The organism is Sinomonas sp., assembly GCF_051955515.1.
Lineage (GTDB): Bacteria > Actinomycetota > Actinomycetes > Actinomycetales > Micrococcaceae > Sinomonas.
In genome coordinates, this window is sequence record NZ_JBQCGQ010000150.1 from 19,434 (window position 1) to 37,045 (window position 17,612).

Genomic DNA, 17,612 nt, shown 5'->3' on the forward strand with positions numbered 1-17,612 from the left:
GCATGCAGGTCATGACGGCGTCGCTGTGGCTAGCCGCCCGCGGACGGAACCGGACGAACGTACACCAAGTCCCAAGGTTTCGGCCCCTTCCATGCCTCAATCCAACCGTCTCCCGTGACCTCGGCCTTCAGCTTGGCAAGGCTCGCTTCGAGCCCCGGAGCCCACGCTTCCTCTGGAGCTCGGGCACCCAGGGGAGGCGATGGGAAGGTCTCGCCTCGGTAGAGCGTGCGTCCGTCATCGGCGGTGCCGATGAACCTCAGCTGCGTCTGCCCGTTCTGGGAGGCGAGGAGATAGAAGACCCGGGCCCACCACGTCTCCGAGCCGGCATCCTGGAGCTCGATCCTGAGGCTCCCGGCTTCGGTGAGCGTTGCTGTCCGTCCGGATCGGGGCCGGTCAGCCCCGCGGGGCAGTCTCATGGGACTGCTTCTCGAGTTCGGCCGCGAGCGCGGCTCCCCAGGCCCGTGCCCGGTCCTCTTCGCCAGGGAGGAGATGGTTGTCCTTGTCGACGAGGAAACTCTCCGGACCCACGAGTTCGCGGAACCCGTGCCGCTCGAGCCTCCTCAGGATTCCCTTCGACGCCCGGCCGGTGAGGATGCCGGGCATGTCAAAGCGGGTGTCGAACGCGACGGCCCACCCCGAGTGCTCGCCCAAGGTCTCGAACCATTCCCGCAGCCAGGGACCTTCCGCGGCTGGGTCGACGTCCACGCCTGCGGCAACCGCGTCCTTGACTCCGGCTTCCCTCACCTGTTCTCGGCTGAGTCCGTGGGCGTGGGTCGGCCCGCCCGCGACGACGAGGGAGACGGCGTCCAACGGGTGGTCCTTCGCTTCGGCGGCAGGGAAGGTCTCCACCTCAACCGCGCCGCGAAGACCCTCCGCGATCGCCTCGGCGATCGCGTGCGTGTTGCCATAGATCGACTCATAGACCACGATGGCCTTGCTCGTTTCCATGCCACCCAGTGTTGGCCTCGCCCCGAGACTCCCCTAGGGGAGAAAGGCCTGCGACCTTCAGGAGGGCCTAGATCGCGTTCCAGCCGTTGTCCGAGGCGAGGACCACGCCGTTGATGTTGGAACCGTCCCGGCTGAGCAGGAAGGTGATGCCCGCGGCGAGTTCCTCTGCTTCCGCGAGCGGCGGGACGACCGCCTGCATGAGCGGCCCGAGGACCTCCATTGCGAGCTGCGACGCGAACTCGGCGTGGATGTTCGTCTTCGTCCCGCCCGGTGCGACGGCATTGACCCGGATCCCCTTGCGCCCGTACATCACGGCCGAATTTCGGGTCAGCCCGATGACGGCATGCTTGGAGACGGTGTAGGCGACCCCCGCAGCCGCACCGCGCAGGCCGGCTTCGGAGGCGACGTTGACGATGGAGCCGCGACCGGCGTCGAGCATGGGCGGCACAACAGCGCGCATGAGCCGCATCATCGATGTCAGGTTCACCGCGAGGACGCGCTCCCACGTCGCGTCGTCCACTTCGTGGACAGGCTGGAAGCTGTCCATGATGCCCGCGTTGTTGACGAGCCCGTCCACGGCTCCTCCCGCTGCGGCAACGACCTCCTGGACCGCGGCCTCCGTGCTGATGTCTCCGGGGACCGGAACCAGATTGAGCTCCGGATGCTCGGCGGCGAGCTTCTCGAGGCCTTCGCGGCTGAGGTCGCTCGCCACGACACGCCCGCCCTCGCGGGCGATCCGCAGTGCCGTGGCACGTCCGATGCCCGAAGCGGCGCCCGTGACGATCACCGTCTGGCCGTCGAATCGGTCTGGTGTGACGATTTCCTCCCAGGTAGACACAGCATCCTCCTTCGCGAGCACGTGCGCCTTCAGTGTAGGAAGCGTCACTCCGCCGGACTCGGGCCCTTCGGCCCCTTTCACGCAGGGCGCACGACGTCGGCCTGCCGCCCCGGCGCGCGGGTGCGGGGCGGCCCGCTGCGGGGCGAGTCGAGCGCCCGAAGTGCGTTCAGGATAGTGGCGAGATCCACGGCCTCCTGGATGAGGGCCCCGGCGACGGGTGGGAGGATTCCCGTCAGGGCGACGGCCATCAGGCCCACGCTGAGAGCGATGCCGAGCCAGATCGACTGAAGCGCCACGCGAACCGTGTGCTGGGCGATCTCGACGGCCTTGGCCGTCCGCGAGATGTCTTCGACGAGCACGACGGCGTCCGCCGACTCGCTCGCTGCGGTCGAGCCGCGCGCCCCCATGGCGATGCCGACATCGGCCCCCGCTAGGACAGGGGCGTCGTTGACGCCGTCGCCGACCATGAGCACGGGTCGAGGTTGGACTTGCCGCACGATTTCCACCTTGTCCGCGGGGAGGAGCTCGGAGCGGACCTCGGTGACGCCGAGCTCTGCGGCAATGCTGTGCGCGGTGGACTCGGCGTCGCCGGTGAGCATGAGGAGGTGCTCGGCCCCGGCCCGCTTGAGCCGGGCGAGAGTGTCCCGTGCCTCGGGGCGCGGAGCATCACGGAGGACGACGACGCCACCGGGCACGCCGTCGACGGCGACGTAGACGGCGAGCTCCCCGGGACGAAGGACCGGTTCGGCGATCTCGGCTCCAACGGCAGCCGCGACAAACGCCCGCTTCCCGACGAGCACCTCATGGCCGCCGACCTGCGCCCTCACGCCGTTCGTCGCTACCTCCTCCGCCCCCTCCCCCGGCAGCAGGTGGATCCCGCGCTGCGTGGCCGCCTCGACCACCGAGGCCGCGAGGGCGTGGGACGAGTACTGCTCTGCGGAGGCTGTCAGCGCGAGCAGTTCATCCGGGTCCGTGCCAGGCTCGGGCAGCACCACGACGAGCTCCGGGCGCCCGCGCGTCAGGGTGCCTGTCTTGTCGAACGCCACCGTGCGCACGCGGGCCAGGAGCTCCAGCACGGCCCCGCCCTTGACGATGACGCCGCTCTTGGCCGAGCGACTCATCCCGCCGAGGAAGGCGACCGGTGCGGCAAGAAGCAGAGGGCACGGGGTCGCGACGACGAGTACTTCCGCGAAGCGAACCGGCGAGCCGGAGACCCACCAGCCCAGGCCGGCGAGGACGAATGAGAAGAGGGTGAAGGGCACCGCGTACCTGTCGGCGAGCCGAACCACTGGGGCTCGGCTGTCCGCCGCCTGCTGGACCAGGGCGACGATCTGTGAGAACTGGCTGTCCGCCGCCGTCGCCGTCGCGCGAAGCAACACCGCCGAGCTGCCGTTCAGCGACCCGCTCAGCACCGGATCGCCTTCGGAGCGTTCGACGGGGAGGCTTTCACCGGTCAGCGAGGACTCGTCGAAGACGCCATCGGACGAGGCAAGCGTTCCGTCGACCGGCACCACCTCGTTCGGCCGGACGATCAGCAGATCCCCTGGCCGGACCGCATCGAGGCCCACGTCCTCGACCGGGCCGTCGGCCTGGCGGTGGGCAACGCGCGGCGCACGGTCCAAGAGCGCCGTCAGCTCTCGCTTGGCGCGTCCGGCGGCGAAGTCTTCGAGCGCGCCCCCGCCCGTGAGCATGAGCACGATGATGACAGCCGCGATCTCCTCGCCCACGGCGAGGGTCGCGCCGATCGCGCCCACGGCCAGCATGTCGAGGCCCCAGCGCCCCCGGAGCATCTCGCGCACCATGCCGACAAGGGTCCAGAGGCCGACCGCCCCCGCGAAGGCGCCCGCGAGGACCGATCCGGCCGTCGTCTGCCCCGCGGCCTGGAGGGCGAGCGCTCCGGCGAGCACGAGGAGCGCGGCGGTGACCAGCGGGTATCGACGTGCCAAGCGCAATGACGCCATGCCTGATCATGGTCCGCAGGCTGCTTCCCCGTCCAGACGAGGTCCCGCCCTAGGTCCAGACGAGCACAACGCAGGGGTCGTATGCTGGCGCAAGGTGCGACGGAAGGAAGCCATGACTGACGCTGCATGGGCCCCGATCGGTACGACTGTCGATGACCGCATGCTTGAAGCGCTGGATCAGTGGTGGCGGGCGGCCAACTATCTCTCGCTGGGACAGATCTACCTCCTGGACAACCCGCTCCTTCGGCGCGCTCTGGTCCCCGAGGACGTCAAGCCTCGACTGCTCGGGCACTGGGGTACCTCCCCGGGACTGAACTTCCTCTACGCTCACCTGAACCGCGCCATCATCGACCGTGGACTCAGCACGCTCTTCGTCACGGGCCCCGGCCATGGTGGGCCGGCCGTCGTCGCCAATGCCTACCTGGAGGGCACGTACAGCGAGCTGTGGCACGACGTGGATCGCAGCGAAGAGGGCCTGCGCAAGCTCTTCCGGCAGTTCTCCTTCCCGGGCGGCATTCCTTCTCACGCGGCCCCCCAAACCCCGGGCTCCATCCATGAGGGGGGCGAGTTGGGTTACTCGCTCTCGCACGCCTACGGGGCGGTGCTCGACAATCCCGATCTCCTCGTCGCGTGCGTCGTGGGCGACGGCGAGGCGGAGACCGGGCCGCTCGCGACCGCCTGGCACTCCAACAAGTTCACGAACCCTGTCAAGGACGGTGTGGTCCTGCCGATCCTGCATCTCAACGGCTTCAAGATCGCCAATCCCACGGTGCTCGCGCGCATCCCGGAGGACGAGCTCCTCGCCCTCATGCGAGGCTACGGCCACACGCCCTACCTCGTCTCGGTGGGCTTGGATGGCGAGGACCCCTTGGCAGCCCATGAACGGTTCGCTGCTGTGCTCGACGGCGCGCTCGACCACATCGCCGCCCTCAAGGCGGACGCCGCGGCGGGTCGGCTCACCGAGCGGCCCCCGTGGCCCATGATCATCTTCCGCTCCCCCAAGGGCTGGACCTGCCCCAAGGAGATCGATGGGCACCCCGCCGAGGGCAACTGGCGCGCGCATCAAGTGCCGCTCGCCCAGGCCCGCGACTCCGAGGAGCATCTGAGAATTCTTGAGGGGTGGCTGCGTTCGTACCGCCCCGAGGAGCTGTTCGACGACGACGGCGCCCCCTTGGCTTCCGTGACCGCCCTTGCGCCCGTGGGTGAGCGCCGGATGAGCGCGAACCCGGTCGCGAACGGAGGGCTGCTCCGTCAGGAGCTGTCCTTGCCCGACTTCCGGGACTACGCCGTCGAGGTCCCGTCGCCCGGCGGCTCCACGAGCCAGGCGACGGAGGTCCTCGGCCGGTGGCTGCGCGACGTCATACTCCAGAACCCTGAGACGTTCCGTCTCTTCGGTCCCGACGAGACAGCCTCGAACCGCCTGCAGTCCGTCTACGAGGTGACTGACAAGCAGTGGAACGGCGAGTACCTGCCGATCGACGAGGACAATCATCTCGCCCCGGCGGGGCGGGTCATGGAGATGCTGAGCGAGCACCAGTGCCAGGGCTGGCTCGAGGGCTACCTGCTCACCGGCCGGCACGGCGTCTTCACCTCGTATGAGGCCTTCATCCACATCGTCGACTCGATGTTCAACCAGCACGCGAAATGGCTCGAGTCAGCGAAGCGCATACCGTGGCGTCGGCCCGTGTCATCGCTGAACTACCTCCTCAGCTCCCACGTGTGGCGCCAAGACCACAACGGGAACTCCCATCAGGACCCGGGCTTCATTGATCACGTGGTCAACAAGAAGGCCGACGTCGTGCGCGTCTACCTGCCGTTCGACGCGAACACGCTCCTGTCCACCTACGACCACTGCCTCCGATCTGTGGACTACGTGAACGTCGTCGTCGCCGGCAAGCAGCCCGGGTTCAACTGGCTCACCAGCGGCGAGGCCATCGCGCATTGCACGCGCGGGCTCGGGATCCTCCAATGGGCTGGCACGGAGACTCCCGGCGAAGAGCCTGACGTGGTCCTCGCGGCCGCCGGTGACGTCCCGACGCTCGAGGTCCTCGCCGCGGCGTCCATCCTGCGCAAGCGCATCCCGGACCTCAAGGTGCGCGTGGTCAACGTCGTCGACCTCATGCGCCTGCAGAGCGAAGGCGAGCACCCGCACGGACTCTCCGACAGCGAGTATGACGCAATCTTCACAGCCGACAGCCCGGTGATCTTCGCATACCACGGCTACCCGTGGCTCATCCACCGCCTCGCGTACCGGCGCCACGGTCACCCGCACCTCCACGTGCGCGGCTACAAGGAGGAGGGCACCACCACGACGCCGTTCGACATGGTGATGCTCAACGACATCGACCGGTACCGGCTCGTCATGGACGTCATCGACAGGGTCCCTGGGCTGACCGAACGGTATGGCACGGTGCGGCAGGAGATGCAGGACGCCCGGCTGCGTGCCCGCGAATACACCCGCGAGCACGGAGAGGACCACCCCGACGTTGCGGGATGGGCGTGGGACCCCTCGTCTGCCTCGGGCGCAAACGCGGCGTTCACGGACACGGGAGACGACAGCAGATGAGCATTGGCGGCTCGGCGCAGCGGCTCGACGGCCTGGGCACGCGCGCCTCCAAGGGAATCTATGTCAGCGCCACAACACCCGGATCCGGCAAGTCGCTCGTGGCCCTCGGCCTCGCCGAGGCGCTGCACAGCCACACGGACCGCATCGGGTTCTTCAAGCCTGTTGTGGCAGGCGCCACGCCGGACGCGGATCCGATGGTCGCGCTGATCCGCTCCCGCTATGACCTCGACCCTGCCATGTGCCGCGGGGGCCTCACCGCAAAGGAAGTCAGGAAGTATCTCGCGGAGGGGAAGCGCGAGGAAATCGGGGCGCGCACCGTCGACGTCTTCTCGGAGATCGCGGCGCAGTGCGACGTCGTCATTGTCGAAGGCACCGACCTCGTGGGCCAGGACTCCGCCGTAGAATTCGCGCTCAACGCACGCCTTGCGAACGACCTCGGATGCCCCATGGTCGCCGTCGTGAGCGGGCGTGAGCGGACCCCGGAGGAAATCGCCGACGCGGTGGACGTGGCCCGGAAGGAACTCCAGGCCGCGCATTGCAGCCTCCTGATGATGATGGTGAATCGCGCCGCGCCACAACACCTCAACGAGATCTCCGCTGCCATCCGGCCCGGCCTCTCCCATCGTCCCGTCTACGTCCTCCCAGAGATCGAGGAGATTTCGCGGCCGACGACGGGCGAGGTCTCCTCCCTGCTCGCACTCCGTCAGATCGCGGGCCGCGCGGACATGGAGCGCGAAGTGCGCGACGTCAAGGTGGCCGCGATGAGCGTGGCGAACTTCATCGGCGTCCTCGAAACGGGCGACCTGGTGATCGTCCCAGGTGATCGCGCAGACATCATGGTGGGAGCGCTCGCCTCCACGTTCTCGCCCGAATTCCCCGTTCCCTCGGCCCTGATCCTCACGGGCGGGCTCTCCCCCGACGAGCACATCCTCCCGCTCCTCGCACCCGCGCCGTTCCCCATCTTCGCGTACGCGGAAGACACCTACCACGCCGCGCGGAGCGTCTCGGAGGTGAGGAGCGAGATCTGGTCGGGCCACCGGCGGAAGGTCGCCTCCGCCCTCGGGGCATGGTCGAGGAGGGTCGACGACGCCGAGATCCTCGAGCGCCTCAACCTCCCGCGGCCCGAGACCATGACACCGCTCCGCTTCCTCCACGAACTCATCGGACGAGCTCGGGTGGACCGCCGCCACATCGTCCTTCCCGAAGGTACCGATGTGAGGATCCTGCGAGCCGCGGAGATCCTCCACCGGCGGGATGTCTGCGACCTGACGATCCTCGGCGATGACGCCCAAGTGCGGGAGATCGCAGGATCCAACGGCATATCGCTGATGGGCATGCAGATCCTCAATCCGGCGACGAGCGACCTGCGGGAGCGCTTCGCCCAGGAGTACGCGCGGTTGAGGGCCCATCGTGGCGTTGACCTTCCCAAGGCCCTCGAGGCCATGCTGGATGTGAGCTACTTCGGGACCATGATGGTCCAGCTCGGCATCGTGGACGGGATGGTGTCCGGCGCCGCGCATACGACCGCCCACACGATCAGGCCGGCTCTCGAATTCGTCAAGACCAGCCCCGGGGTGAAGGTCGTCTCGTCTGTGTTCTTCATGCTCCTACCGGACCGAGTACTCGTCTACGGCGATTGCGCCGTCAACCCCGAGCCCGACGCCGAGCAGCTGGCCGACATCGCGATCGCCTCTGCGGAGACCGCCGCCCAGTTCGGGGTCGTGCCGCGCGTGGCGATGCTGAGCTACTCGACGGGGGCCTCGGGCAGCGGCGCGACGGTCGACAAGGTGCGTAGGGCCACAGAACTCGTCCGCGAGCGGCGGCCCGACCTCGCTGTCGAGGGCCCGATCCAGTACGACGCCGCCGTCGACGCCTCGATCGCTGCGACCAAGCTCCCGGGCTCGGACGTCGCGGGCCAGGCGACCGTGTTCATCTTCCCCGACCTGAATACCGGCAACAACACGTACAAGGCGGTGCAGCAATCGGCCGGGGCTGTGGCCGTCGGTCCGGTCCTGCAAGGTCTCCGCAAGCCCGTCAACGATCTCTCGCGAGGCTGCACGGTCGAGGACATCGTCAACACCGTCGCCATTACTGCCGTGCAGGCCCAGGCAGTCCACGCCCAGATGCTGCAGGCTCAGGCAGGCTAGGAGGCCCTATGCTCGTCCTCGTCATCAACTCCGGCTCATCATCGCTCAAGTACCAGTTGCGGGACGTCGACGCGGACGAGGTCCTCGTCGAGGGCATCGTGGAGCGTATCGGCTTCCCCGCGGAGGACGGCGACCTCGAGATCCCGGATCACGAGGCGGCCCTCGACGTTGCGGACGCCACGCTCCAGAGCGCGCTCGGCGGCCGCCAGATCGACGCCGTCGGACACCGCGTAGTGCACGGCGGCGAGCGCTTCTCCGAACCTGTGCTCATCAACAACGAGATCACGAGGGCCATCGAGCGGCTCAATCCCCTCGCGCCCCTCCACAACCCGGCCAACGTGGTGGGCATCAGGGCCATCGAGGAGAAATGGCCGGGGATGCGCCAAGTGGCCGTGTTCGATACGGCCTATCACCGGACCCTGCCCGAACGCGCGTGGCGGTACGCCGTTCCGGACTGGCTGTACACCCGGCACGGCATCCGCCGGTACGGATTCCACGGGACCTCGCACGAATACGTTGCCCGCCGGGCCGCCGCCCTGCTGGGGGTCCCGCTCGAGTCGTTCAACGCCGTCGTGCTCCATCTCGGCAACGGTGCTTCCGCGACGGCCGTGCAGGGAGGGCGCTCGGTGGACACCTCGATGGGCTTCACACCACTCGAAGGACTTGTCATGGGCACCCGCTCGGGGGACGTGGACCCGTCGATCCTCGTGTATCTGGGGCGGCAGGGCATGAGCCCGGACGAGATCGACGACCTGCTCAATCGAGAGTCGGGGCTCAAGGGACTTGGCGGCTCGAACGACATGCGCACCCTCGTCGGGGCGGCAGCGCGCGGCGAGGCGAAGGCACAGAGGGCCCTGGACGTCGCCGCGTATCGGCTCGCCAAGTACATCGGCGCCTACCACGTCGTCGTCGGCGGCGCCCAGGCAATCGTCTTCACCGCCGGAATCGGCGAGAACTCCGCTGACTTCAGAGCCCTGGTCGTCGAACGGCTCGGCGCCCTCGGCATAGCTCTCGATCCGGACGCCAATGCTCTCCGCTCCCCCGACCCACGCGTGATCTCGACGGAGGGTTCCGCCATCGCCGTGCTCGTGGTGCCCACCGATGAGGAGCGCGCCATCGCCGAGGCGACGGCGGCGGTGGTCCGAACCGCCGCCGTGCGCTGAGCCCGCCATGACAAGGTCGCCGACCTGGGAGGCAGCAAAGCCGCCCTTCGACGCGGTCATCTTCGATCTCGACGGCGTGGTCACGGACACCGCGATCGTCCACGAGGCCGCGTGGAGAGAGCTGTTCGACGGGGTCCTGAAAGATCCGCGGATCGTGTCGGGTGTGGATGTGAGCCCCTTCCGGCGCAGCGACTACCTTGACTTCGTGGATGGGCGTCCGAGGGAGGAGGGCGTCCTGACCTTCCTCCGGTCCCGAGGCATCCAGATTCCCCGCGGTGATGCGTCCGACGAGGCGGGGACGTGGACGGCCTTCGGGCTTGGCGCGCTCAAGGACCGGCTCTTCCGGAATCGGCTTGGGGCCGGCGTCTCTGCCTTCGCGGGAACTGTGGCCCTGCTCGACCGCCTTCGCGCGGGTCGGGTTCCCGTTGCCCTCGCGACGGCCAGCCGCAACGCTCAAACCGTGCTCCACGCGGCCCACCTCGAGAAGTCCTTCGACGTCGTGGTGGACGGAGTCGAAACCGCCCGACTCGGGCTGGCGGGAAAGCCCGAGCCGGACCTGTTCCTCGAGGCGGCACGGCGGCTGGGGCCTCCCAGCGCGCGCTCCGTGGTCATCGAGGATTCGACCGCGGGAGTCGAGGCTGCGCGGCGCGGCGGCTTCGGGCTCGTCGTCGGCATCGACAGGGGAGGCCACCGGGCCGAGCTCGAGGCGGCTGGGGCCGGCGTCGTACTCGACGACGTCGGGGAACTCGACTTGGGCCTGGTCATCGCCGACCCGTGGCTGCTCGTCTATGAAGGCTCGGACCCCGGCCACGAGGGGCATCGCGAGGCCCTCACCACCCTGGGCAACGGCTACGTCGGCGTGCGGGGCGCTGCACCCGAGAGCGGCCGGGGCGGCGTGGGCTACCCCGGCACGTACCTCAGTGGGGTCTACAACCGTGTCTCCCATCTTGTCGAAGGGCGCGAGACCGAAGACGAGCACCTGGTGAACGGGCCGAACTGGCTGCACTTCGATGTGCGGCTTGAGGACGGGGACTGGTGGTCCGAGGGCTCCCTGACGCTAGCGTCAGAGCGCCGGGTCCTGGACCTGCGGCGGGCGATTCTCCTGCGGGAGGCCGTACTGGTCGATGAGCAGGGGCGACGGCTCAGAGTGCAGCAGCGCCGGTTCGTCTCCATGGCGGAGCGGCAGCTCATGGCGCTTGAGACCGTGCTCACCCCCGAGGGCTGGAGCGGGACGGTGGCCGTCCGGAGCGGCGTCGATATGGACGTGAGCAATGAGAACGTCTTCGAAGACGCGCTGCTGGCGCGGCGGCATCTCCGTGACCGGAGCACGCCGGACGATGACGCCGCCGCCGAAGGCGCGCAAGGTTTCCTCATTGCCGAGGCAGAGACGACGCAGAGCAGGGTGCGGATTGCCGTCGCGATGCGCACCGTGGTCGAGGGCGACGAGGCGCTCGAGAGTACCCCCGGGCTCGTCGGCGGTCTGCATTTCCAGCGGTTTGCCCTTTCGGTGAAGGATGGGATCCCGACCCGGGTCGTCAAGACTGCCGCCTTCGCCACCTCGCGCGACCGCGCCATCTCATCGCCCAGGACGGGAGCGGTTGCTGTCCTGGAGCGCTCGCAGCGACCGTTCGATGAGCTTCTCTCCGAACACTCGGCGGCCTGGGGTCGGCTCTTGCCGCTCTTCACGGTGGGCCTCGATGCGGCGCCCCACGTGCAGCTCGTGGTGAACCTGCACGTGTTCCACGTGCTGCAGGTGCTCGCCCCGTTCGTCTCCAACCTCGACGTCGGCGTTCCGGCCCGCGGCCTGCACGGCGAGGGTTATCGTGGCCACGTCTTCTGGGACGAGCTCTTCGTGCTCCCGCTGATCACCTCGAGGTTTCCCGCCGTCGCCCGCTCCCTCATCGCCTACCGTTGGCGCCGGCTGCCAGCCGCCCGGCAGGCGGCCAGGCTCCGAGGACTCGGGGGCGCGCTGTTCCCCTGGCAGAGCGGGAGTGACGGCCGAGAGGAGACACCGCTGTGGATCTTCAATCCCCGCTCAGGACGCTGGATGCAGGACATTTCGCGCCTGCAACGCCACGTGGGCCTCGCCATCGCGTTCAACGCGTGGCAGTACTTCGAGGCCACCAACGACAGATACTGGCTCCTCCAGCAAGGGGCGGAGCTCATCGTCGAGGTGACGAGGCTGTTCGCCTCCCTCGTCGACTACGATCCGCGCCAGGACCGTTACCACCTTCGCGGCGTGATGGGTCCGGACGAATACCACACGGGCTATCCCGATCATCCAGCGGACGGGATCGACGACAACGCGTACACGAACGTCATGGTGGCATGGGTGTGCCAGACGGCGTGCCGTGTCCTCGACCTCCTGGAGGGCCATGACCGGGACGACCTGATCGATCGTCTCGGAATCCGAGCCTCCGAGCTCGAGCGCTGGGACCGGATGAGCAGACGCATGGCGCTGCATTTCCACGACGGGGTCATCAGCCAGTTCGCTGGCTATGGGGGCCTCATGGAGTTCGACTGGGCGGGCTACCGGGACAGGTATCACAACATCGAGCGGCTTGACCTGATTCTTGAGGCCGAGGGAGACAGCACAAACCGCTACCGTGTTGCGAAGCAGGCTGACGCCCTCATGCTCCTGTACCTCTTCGGTCAGGACGAGCTCATGCTCCTGCTCGACCGACTCGGTTATCCGACGACGCCCGAACAGCTCGCGACGACGGTCGACTACTACCTCGCCAGGACGGCGAACGGCTCCACGCTCAGCCGGGTGGCGCACGCGTCGGTGCTCGCGAGCATGGATCCTGAACGGGCTTGGGAGATCTTCCGAGAGGCATTGGACGCCGACCTGGACGACACCCAGGGTGGAACAACCCGAGCGGGAGTTCATCTGGGGGCCATGGCTGGCACGATCGACGTGGTGCAGCGCAGCTTCACGGGCCTCCGTCTCACCTCCGACGCCCTCGTCTTCGCACCCCAGCTCCCCCGCGAGCTGCGCTCAGTCGCCATTCGGGTCCGGTATCGGGACCACCTCCTCGACATCCGCCTCGAGCGCCAGCGGCTCTCCGTCTCGTCCGCTCCAGGGGACGCTGGCCCCGTGCGCCTGCGGCTGGGCGACCAGGAGGTCCTGCTGTCGGCCGGGGCGTCGCAGCATTTCACGCTCGACGAGGAAGGGAAGACTGGACGCCATGAGTGATTCCCACTTGGCCAGTCCCGAGAGCCCGGAAGGCAGCACCTCGAGCTCTGAAGTCAGTACCCAGAGCTCGACGGTTGATGAGTGGACCAGCGCCTTGGCCCTATCCACAGGTTCGCCCGGTGGCGGTGCCGGCACAGGCCTCATGCTTGCCGTTGCCTCGTCGTTGGCCTCGATGGTCGCCGGCTACACCGGGAAGGAGGGGCAGGCGCGCACAGAGGTCGACCGCATTCGCGCTCGGGCGCAGTCTCTTCGCGAGTCCGCTCTCAGACTGGCCGACGACGACGCGTCGGCTTCTCAGGCCTTCGGCGCGGCGTTCCGCCGCGATCCCGGCTCCGCGCGCGAGGAAGCCATCCGGAATGCGTCTCTACACGCCGCCAGGTCATCTGCGGTGCTCGGCGACAGGGCCTGCGAAGCCCTCGACGATCTCGCCTGGCTTGCGACACACGGCAACCCGGCGCTGGTGGCAGACGTCGTGGTCGCACTCGGGGCCCTTCGGGCCGCCATCACCGGAGCCCGCACCAACGTGAGTTTTGACCTTGCGGCGCTCCGCTCGGGAGGCGGGACACTGGAGGAGATCCAGAAGGAGCATCCAGACCTGTGGTCCAAGGTCGGGCAGTTCAACGAGGCGATTGCCCGGATCGACTCCCTCACGGCCCAGATCGACCATCGCGCTGCGCCCACGGACGCCCCTACGGCTGATTGAGGCGGGTTTCGGCGTCGCTGTGGTTGGCTCGACGGTGCGAAGGCTAATTCCTGCGGCGCACAACCAGCACGATGTACAGGGCAACGGCCACTGCCACCAACGCCCCGACACTGATTCCTGCGGTTCCACCGGTGAGCACGCTTGGACTCCTCTGAGACCTTAGACGGGTGTCGAGTACTTAGGGTACCGCCGACGATGCAGCAGCCAAGCGGCCGCCGAGGTGACCGCGAGCAGGGCGGCGAGCTGCAGTGCGGCAAGCCATAGCGGGGCATCCCAGTACCACTCGGGCAGCGGCGGAAACTCGATGAGTCCGAGAAGCAGCAGGTGGAGCAGGTAGAGAGCCAACGCATTCTCGCCCCACCAGCAGAAGTATCCGGCCCGGGCCCCCACCGCCCGCGCCCCCAGCTCCATGATCAGCATCGCTACGGCACTCACGGCCAAGGTGATGAGGACAAAACTGAGCGAGACACGGTTCTTGCTCACGGGCGCGACCAGCACCGAGGCCATTGCGGCCACGATGAGCAGGGCGCAGCCGACGGCGTAGGGAACCGTTCCCTTGCGGCGAATGTCCGCGACCGCCGTCGCGAGCACGAGGAGGGCACCCCAGGAGACCGACCCGAAGAATCCGCCCTGAACCGACGAGAGGACGCTGTGGAGCATCCCGTCGTCGAGCAAGTACTGGTAGGCGCAGAGGATGATGGTCCCGATGGCGAACCTCGCCCAGGTGCCGAGCCTGACGAACGGTGCAGCGATCAGCCCGGCCATCCCGAGCGCCTGGAGGACGCCCCAATCTGAGGGCTGCCCCGCGAGGACCGTTCCTCCCGCGCTGATGATGGCCCCGAGGCCCAGCAGGCTCAGGTAACGCATCAGCAGGTGACGATAGGCCCCGGTCACGCTCACCCCCCTCCGTCGTTCGAAGGACGGACCGTAGTTCACCCCCATCACCACCACGAAGCAGGGCGCCACGAGGTCGGCGACCGTCAAGCCGATGTCTGGCGCATGCTTGAGGTACGCAGGGATGGCCCGGACTCCCGCGAGGTAGTTCCCGCCCACCATCAGGAACACCAGCAGGCCGCGGAGCCGGTCAATGCTCAGATCGCGCAGCGTCACAAGGCCGCTGGGCCCTTCGCGCCCGCTGGCCTGTGCGCCCCGCGACACCGATGACACGAACTGAGGCTACCGCGGCTCCCGGACGAATGGCGGGTCTCGCGCCGTCGGAGCAGCGGCGGCGGTGGATGATGGGGGAATGGCCACGCCAACCGCACTCTCCGCCGGTCGCCCGTCCCCTCACTCAGTGCTATCGCTGTGGTCGCGGGGCTCGGTACTGTCCATCGGTTCCGTGGGTTCCGTGCTGTCTGTCGGGTCTGTCGGCTCGACACTGTCGATCGGATCGATCGGGAGCATCCTGTCGGTCGGAGCGATCGGTTCAGCGCTCTCCGCTTTATCAGGCGGATCGCTGTTGAGCGTCGCGTCATTGCTTTCCGCTCGGTCGAGGGGGTCGATCCTTTCTTGGCGCACCTCGAGTGGATTCCCGCCGTCTCGGTGAGCGCCGCGGCCTGACGGCTCGCCGACGGGCGCGGAGCGCCGCTCCCGGGGTTGAGAGTAGGACCAGGGCCGCGGACACGGCCGAGACTACGGCCATCGCGAGGGCGCCAGCGAGTCCCTCGAGCCAGGGAAGACGGGATCCCGGCAGGGCCGCGGCGCCGTGGGCGAGCCCCGCGAGGACGACGGCGGGCGGGCCTGCCGCCAACGCGCTGAGCCACGCGACTGGCGGACAGAGCATCCCCACGGCGAGCGAGAGCGTCGCCGCGATGGTGATCGGCGGCACGAGTGGCGCGGCGAGGATGTTGGCCGGCAGCGCCCAGGACTGGAATACCGGGTCGAGCAGCACGACGACTGGACCGCAGACGAGCTGGGCTGACAGCGGCACGGAGATCACCATGGCCAACCACTGACCCAACCGTGGGGCGAGGGCGGCAGCGAGGGGCCGCCCGAGCAGGGTGATACCGAGAGTGGCGAGCACGGAGAGGATGAAGCCGTAGCTGAGGGCGAGTGCTGGGTCGATCAGGAGGATGCCGACCACGGCCGAGCACAGCGCAGCGCACGCCGTTCCGGACCTCCCGGCGAAGAGCGCAACGAGGCCCACCGACCCCATGGCACCAGCGCGCAGGACGCTGGCCTCAGGTCCGACGACGGCGACGAACGCGAGCAGCGTCAGCCCGCACGTCACGCCTACGGCCCATCGCGGCAGCCGGGCCGCACGGAGCACGAGGGCGACAGTTCCGAGGACGAGTGCGAAATTCGCGCCGCTGACCGCCGTAAGATGGCTCAGTCCGGCGGCCCGCAGATCGGCTTCAAGCTGTGGGTCGAGGGCGCTGCGGTCTCCCACCGCCAGAGCAGGAAGCAAACCGGCGGCATCTGGAGGCAGGCTCGAGACTTGAGTGCGCAGTGCTTCCCGAAGGCCGGCGGTCAGATGCGACTGCGGCGAGCTGCCCGTCCGTTTGGGCGCACCCCTGAGCGAGAGGAATCCGGTGCCGTCCGAGCGGCCGCCCTCGAATCGCGCCGGGGCTTCGATAAGGTCCCCGCGGCGAAGACCATCCAGGGCGACTGCCGCGACCACAACTCGAGCCGACCCCGTGAATCGCAGGCCGTTATGGGTGCCGGCAACAAGCCGAGCATCTGCAATGTACCGAGGAGCGGAGGAATATGGTCCACCCGACTGCTGGCGGCGCGGTTCACCGAGCAGTTCCAGCACCACTTGTGCGTCGCCACCCTCCGCGAGGAGCAGACCGGCCGGGCCAGCGCTGTCGTGCGCGAGCCGGGCCGAACCGGCCGCGAAGCCTCCAGCCCACGCGAGGGCGGCAACGAGGACCGCGAGCTTGAGCGGGGTGACCCGCAAGAGCACCCCGGCGAGGAGCCCGCCAGCGAGAACACCCCCGGCCCAGCCGGCGACGGACAGAAGGGGCAGGCCAGCTGCTGGCCCGATCACCGCCCAGGCAGCGCCACCCCAGACCGCGGCGGCGACCGGTACGAGGCGAAGGTCGCGCCAGCCGAGAAAGCTCTCGGCGGAAACGGACGGATCCGGCGAGCGCGCCGTCCCCCACTCCCTTACCGCCCCCACCGCGCGCGCAGCCGCCGTCCGCCAGCGCACCAAGGGAGAGGATCGCTCCGGTTCCCCACGCGCTTGGCTTTCCGTCGGCGAACGCTTCGCCCCCAAGTTTGCCGACTCGACGTAGCGCGCCCAGTTCTTCGCAGCGGAATCCCCCGTTCGCCGCCTCACTGCGCGACTACCAGTGGGAGCAAGGACTCAAGCATCTTTGCGCCGACTCCCGGAACGGCGTCCAGGTCCTCGGGCGAGGCGAAGCGGCCGTGCTGTTGCCGGTACTCCACGATGCGCTGGGCGAGGACCGGACCGACGCGCGGGAGACCCGCCAGTTCCTCCGCGGTGGCGCTGTTCAGGTTGACCTTGCCTCGGGAGGACGCACCTCCGCCGGCATTGGGCGATGGAGCGGAGGGAGATGTCTCGACCGCGTCGCCCGGACGCGGCACGAGCACTCTCACGCCGTCCTCGAGTGGAGCCGCCAGATTCAGCCGATGAAGATCAGCCTCGGGAACCGCACCGCCAGCTGCGCCGATCGCGTCGTGGATCCTGCTGCCAATCGGCAGGCGATAGACCCCGGGCGACACCACCGCGCCGGCAACGTGAACCACGAGGACGCGACCTCCGTCGCCGGCAGCCCCGCTTGGCTGACCGCCGCTGGCCTCGCCGCCGCTGCTCGAGGGACGGGGGCCCGGGGCGTCGACCGGCTGGACCTTCGGAGGAGACGAGAGAGTCGTCCACCACCAGAGTCCGGCCGCCGCACAGAGAAGGCAGACCACCACTGCAGCGACAGCCGAGGAAAGACCGAGGCGAGGTCGCGAGCGGGTGCGCGCCCCGCCGTCGTCCACACGATCATCCCCGGGGCCGTCAAGAAGTCCTGCCACCCCGCCCTCGACAGGAAAGTCATCGACTGCGCCGCCTTGAACGGCGGTGAATTGCTCCCAGCGGTGACGGGCCGCAAGGGATCCAGTGCGCGCTCGCCGTCCCATG

At 68.6% G+C, this 17,612-nt stretch carries 12 protein-coding genes; 5 read left to right on the forward strand and 7 right to left on the reverse strand.

Annotated elements, in window-relative coordinates; translation table 11 throughout:
* Positions 1-29: 29 nt before the first annotated feature.
* The 4 genes from ACTHL9_RS08385 to ACTHL9_RS08400 form a co-directional block, all read right to left on the reverse strand.
* Positions 30-416 (reverse strand): hypothetical protein, encoded by a 387-nt coding sequence (locus ACTHL9_RS08385; RefSeq protein ID WP_440518396.1) that lies wholly within the window; start codon positions 414-416, stop codon positions 30-32.
* A complete protein-coding gene (locus tag ACTHL9_RS08390) occupies positions 394-948 on the reverse strand; it encodes a flavodoxin family protein (RefSeq protein WP_440518397.1) in 555 nt (184 codons plus the stop codon). The genes ACTHL9_RS08385 and ACTHL9_RS08390 overlap by 23 nt, the downstream gene beginning before the upstream one ends.
* 67 nt (positions 949-1,015) lie before the next feature.
* On the reverse strand, positions 1,016-1,786 hold the full coding sequence (locus ACTHL9_RS08395; protein WP_440518398.1) for an SDR family NAD(P)-dependent oxidoreductase: 771 nt from the start codon (positions 1,784-1,786) through the stop codon (positions 1,016-1,018).
* Positions 1,787-1,863: 77 nt separating this feature from the next.
* The gene (locus ACTHL9_RS08400; RefSeq protein WP_440518399.1) at positions 1,864-3,747 is read right to left on the reverse strand and encodes a heavy metal translocating P-type ATPase; all 1,884 of its coding nucleotides are present in this window, start codon (positions 3,745-3,747) and stop codon (positions 1,864-1,866) included.
* 112 nt (positions 3,748-3,859) lie between these two features.
* On the opposite strand from ACTHL9_RS08400, the gene ACTHL9_RS08405 reads away from it, so the two are divergent.
* From ACTHL9_RS08405 to ACTHL9_RS08425, 5 genes are read left to right on the forward strand one after another with little or no spacing between them, the layout of a single operon-like run.
* Complete coding sequence (locus ACTHL9_RS08405) at positions 3,860-6,313, forward strand: phosphoketolase family protein (protein WP_440518400.1); 2,454 nt, start codon at positions 3,860-3,862, stop codon at positions 6,311-6,313.
* Positions 6,310-8,460, forward strand: a complete 2,151-nt coding sequence (gene pta, locus ACTHL9_RS08410; RefSeq protein ID WP_440518401.1) for a phosphate acetyltransferase — start codon at positions 6,310-6,312, stop codon at positions 8,458-8,460. The genes ACTHL9_RS08405 and pta overlap by 4 nt, the downstream gene beginning before the upstream one ends.
* A gap of 8 nt (positions 8,461-8,468) precedes the next feature.
* Complete coding sequence (locus ACTHL9_RS08415) at positions 8,469-9,623, forward strand: acetate kinase (protein WP_440518402.1); 1,155 nt, start codon at positions 8,469-8,471, stop codon at positions 9,621-9,623.
* Positions 9,624-9,630: 7 nt separating this feature from the next.
* Positions 9,631-12,819, forward strand: coding sequence for an HAD-IA family hydrolase (locus ACTHL9_RS08420; RefSeq protein WP_440518403.1), 3,189 nt, complete (start codon positions 9,631-9,633; stop codon positions 12,817-12,819).
* Positions 12,812-13,522, forward strand: a complete 711-nt coding sequence (locus ACTHL9_RS08425) for a cyclodeaminase/cyclohydrolase family protein (RefSeq protein ID WP_440518404.1) — start codon at positions 12,812-12,814, stop codon at positions 13,520-13,522. Before ACTHL9_RS08420 ends, ACTHL9_RS08425 begins: the two co-directional genes overlap by 8 nt.
* 159 nt (positions 13,523-13,681) lie before the next feature.
* Here ACTHL9_RS08425 and ACTHL9_RS08430 read toward each other — a convergent pair whose 3' ends face one another.
* The 3 genes from ACTHL9_RS08430 to ACTHL9_RS08440 all read right to left on the reverse strand — a co-directional run.
* On the reverse strand, positions 13,682-14,689 hold the full coding sequence (locus tag ACTHL9_RS08430) for a heparan-alpha-glucosaminide N-acetyltransferase domain-containing protein (protein WP_440518405.1): 1,008 nt from the start codon (positions 14,687-14,689) through the stop codon (positions 13,682-13,684).
* Positions 14,690-14,993: 304 nt separating this feature from the next.
* Positions 14,994-16,673, reverse strand: a complete 1,680-nt coding sequence (locus ACTHL9_RS08435) for a ComEC/Rec2 family competence protein (protein ID WP_440518406.1) — start codon at positions 16,671-16,673, stop codon at positions 14,994-14,996.
* A gap of 125 nt (positions 16,674-16,798) precedes the next feature.
* Positions 16,799-17,612: helix-hairpin-helix domain-containing protein (locus ACTHL9_RS08440; RefSeq protein ID WP_440518407.1), on the reverse strand; the 814-nt coding region annotated here is incomplete at its 5' end.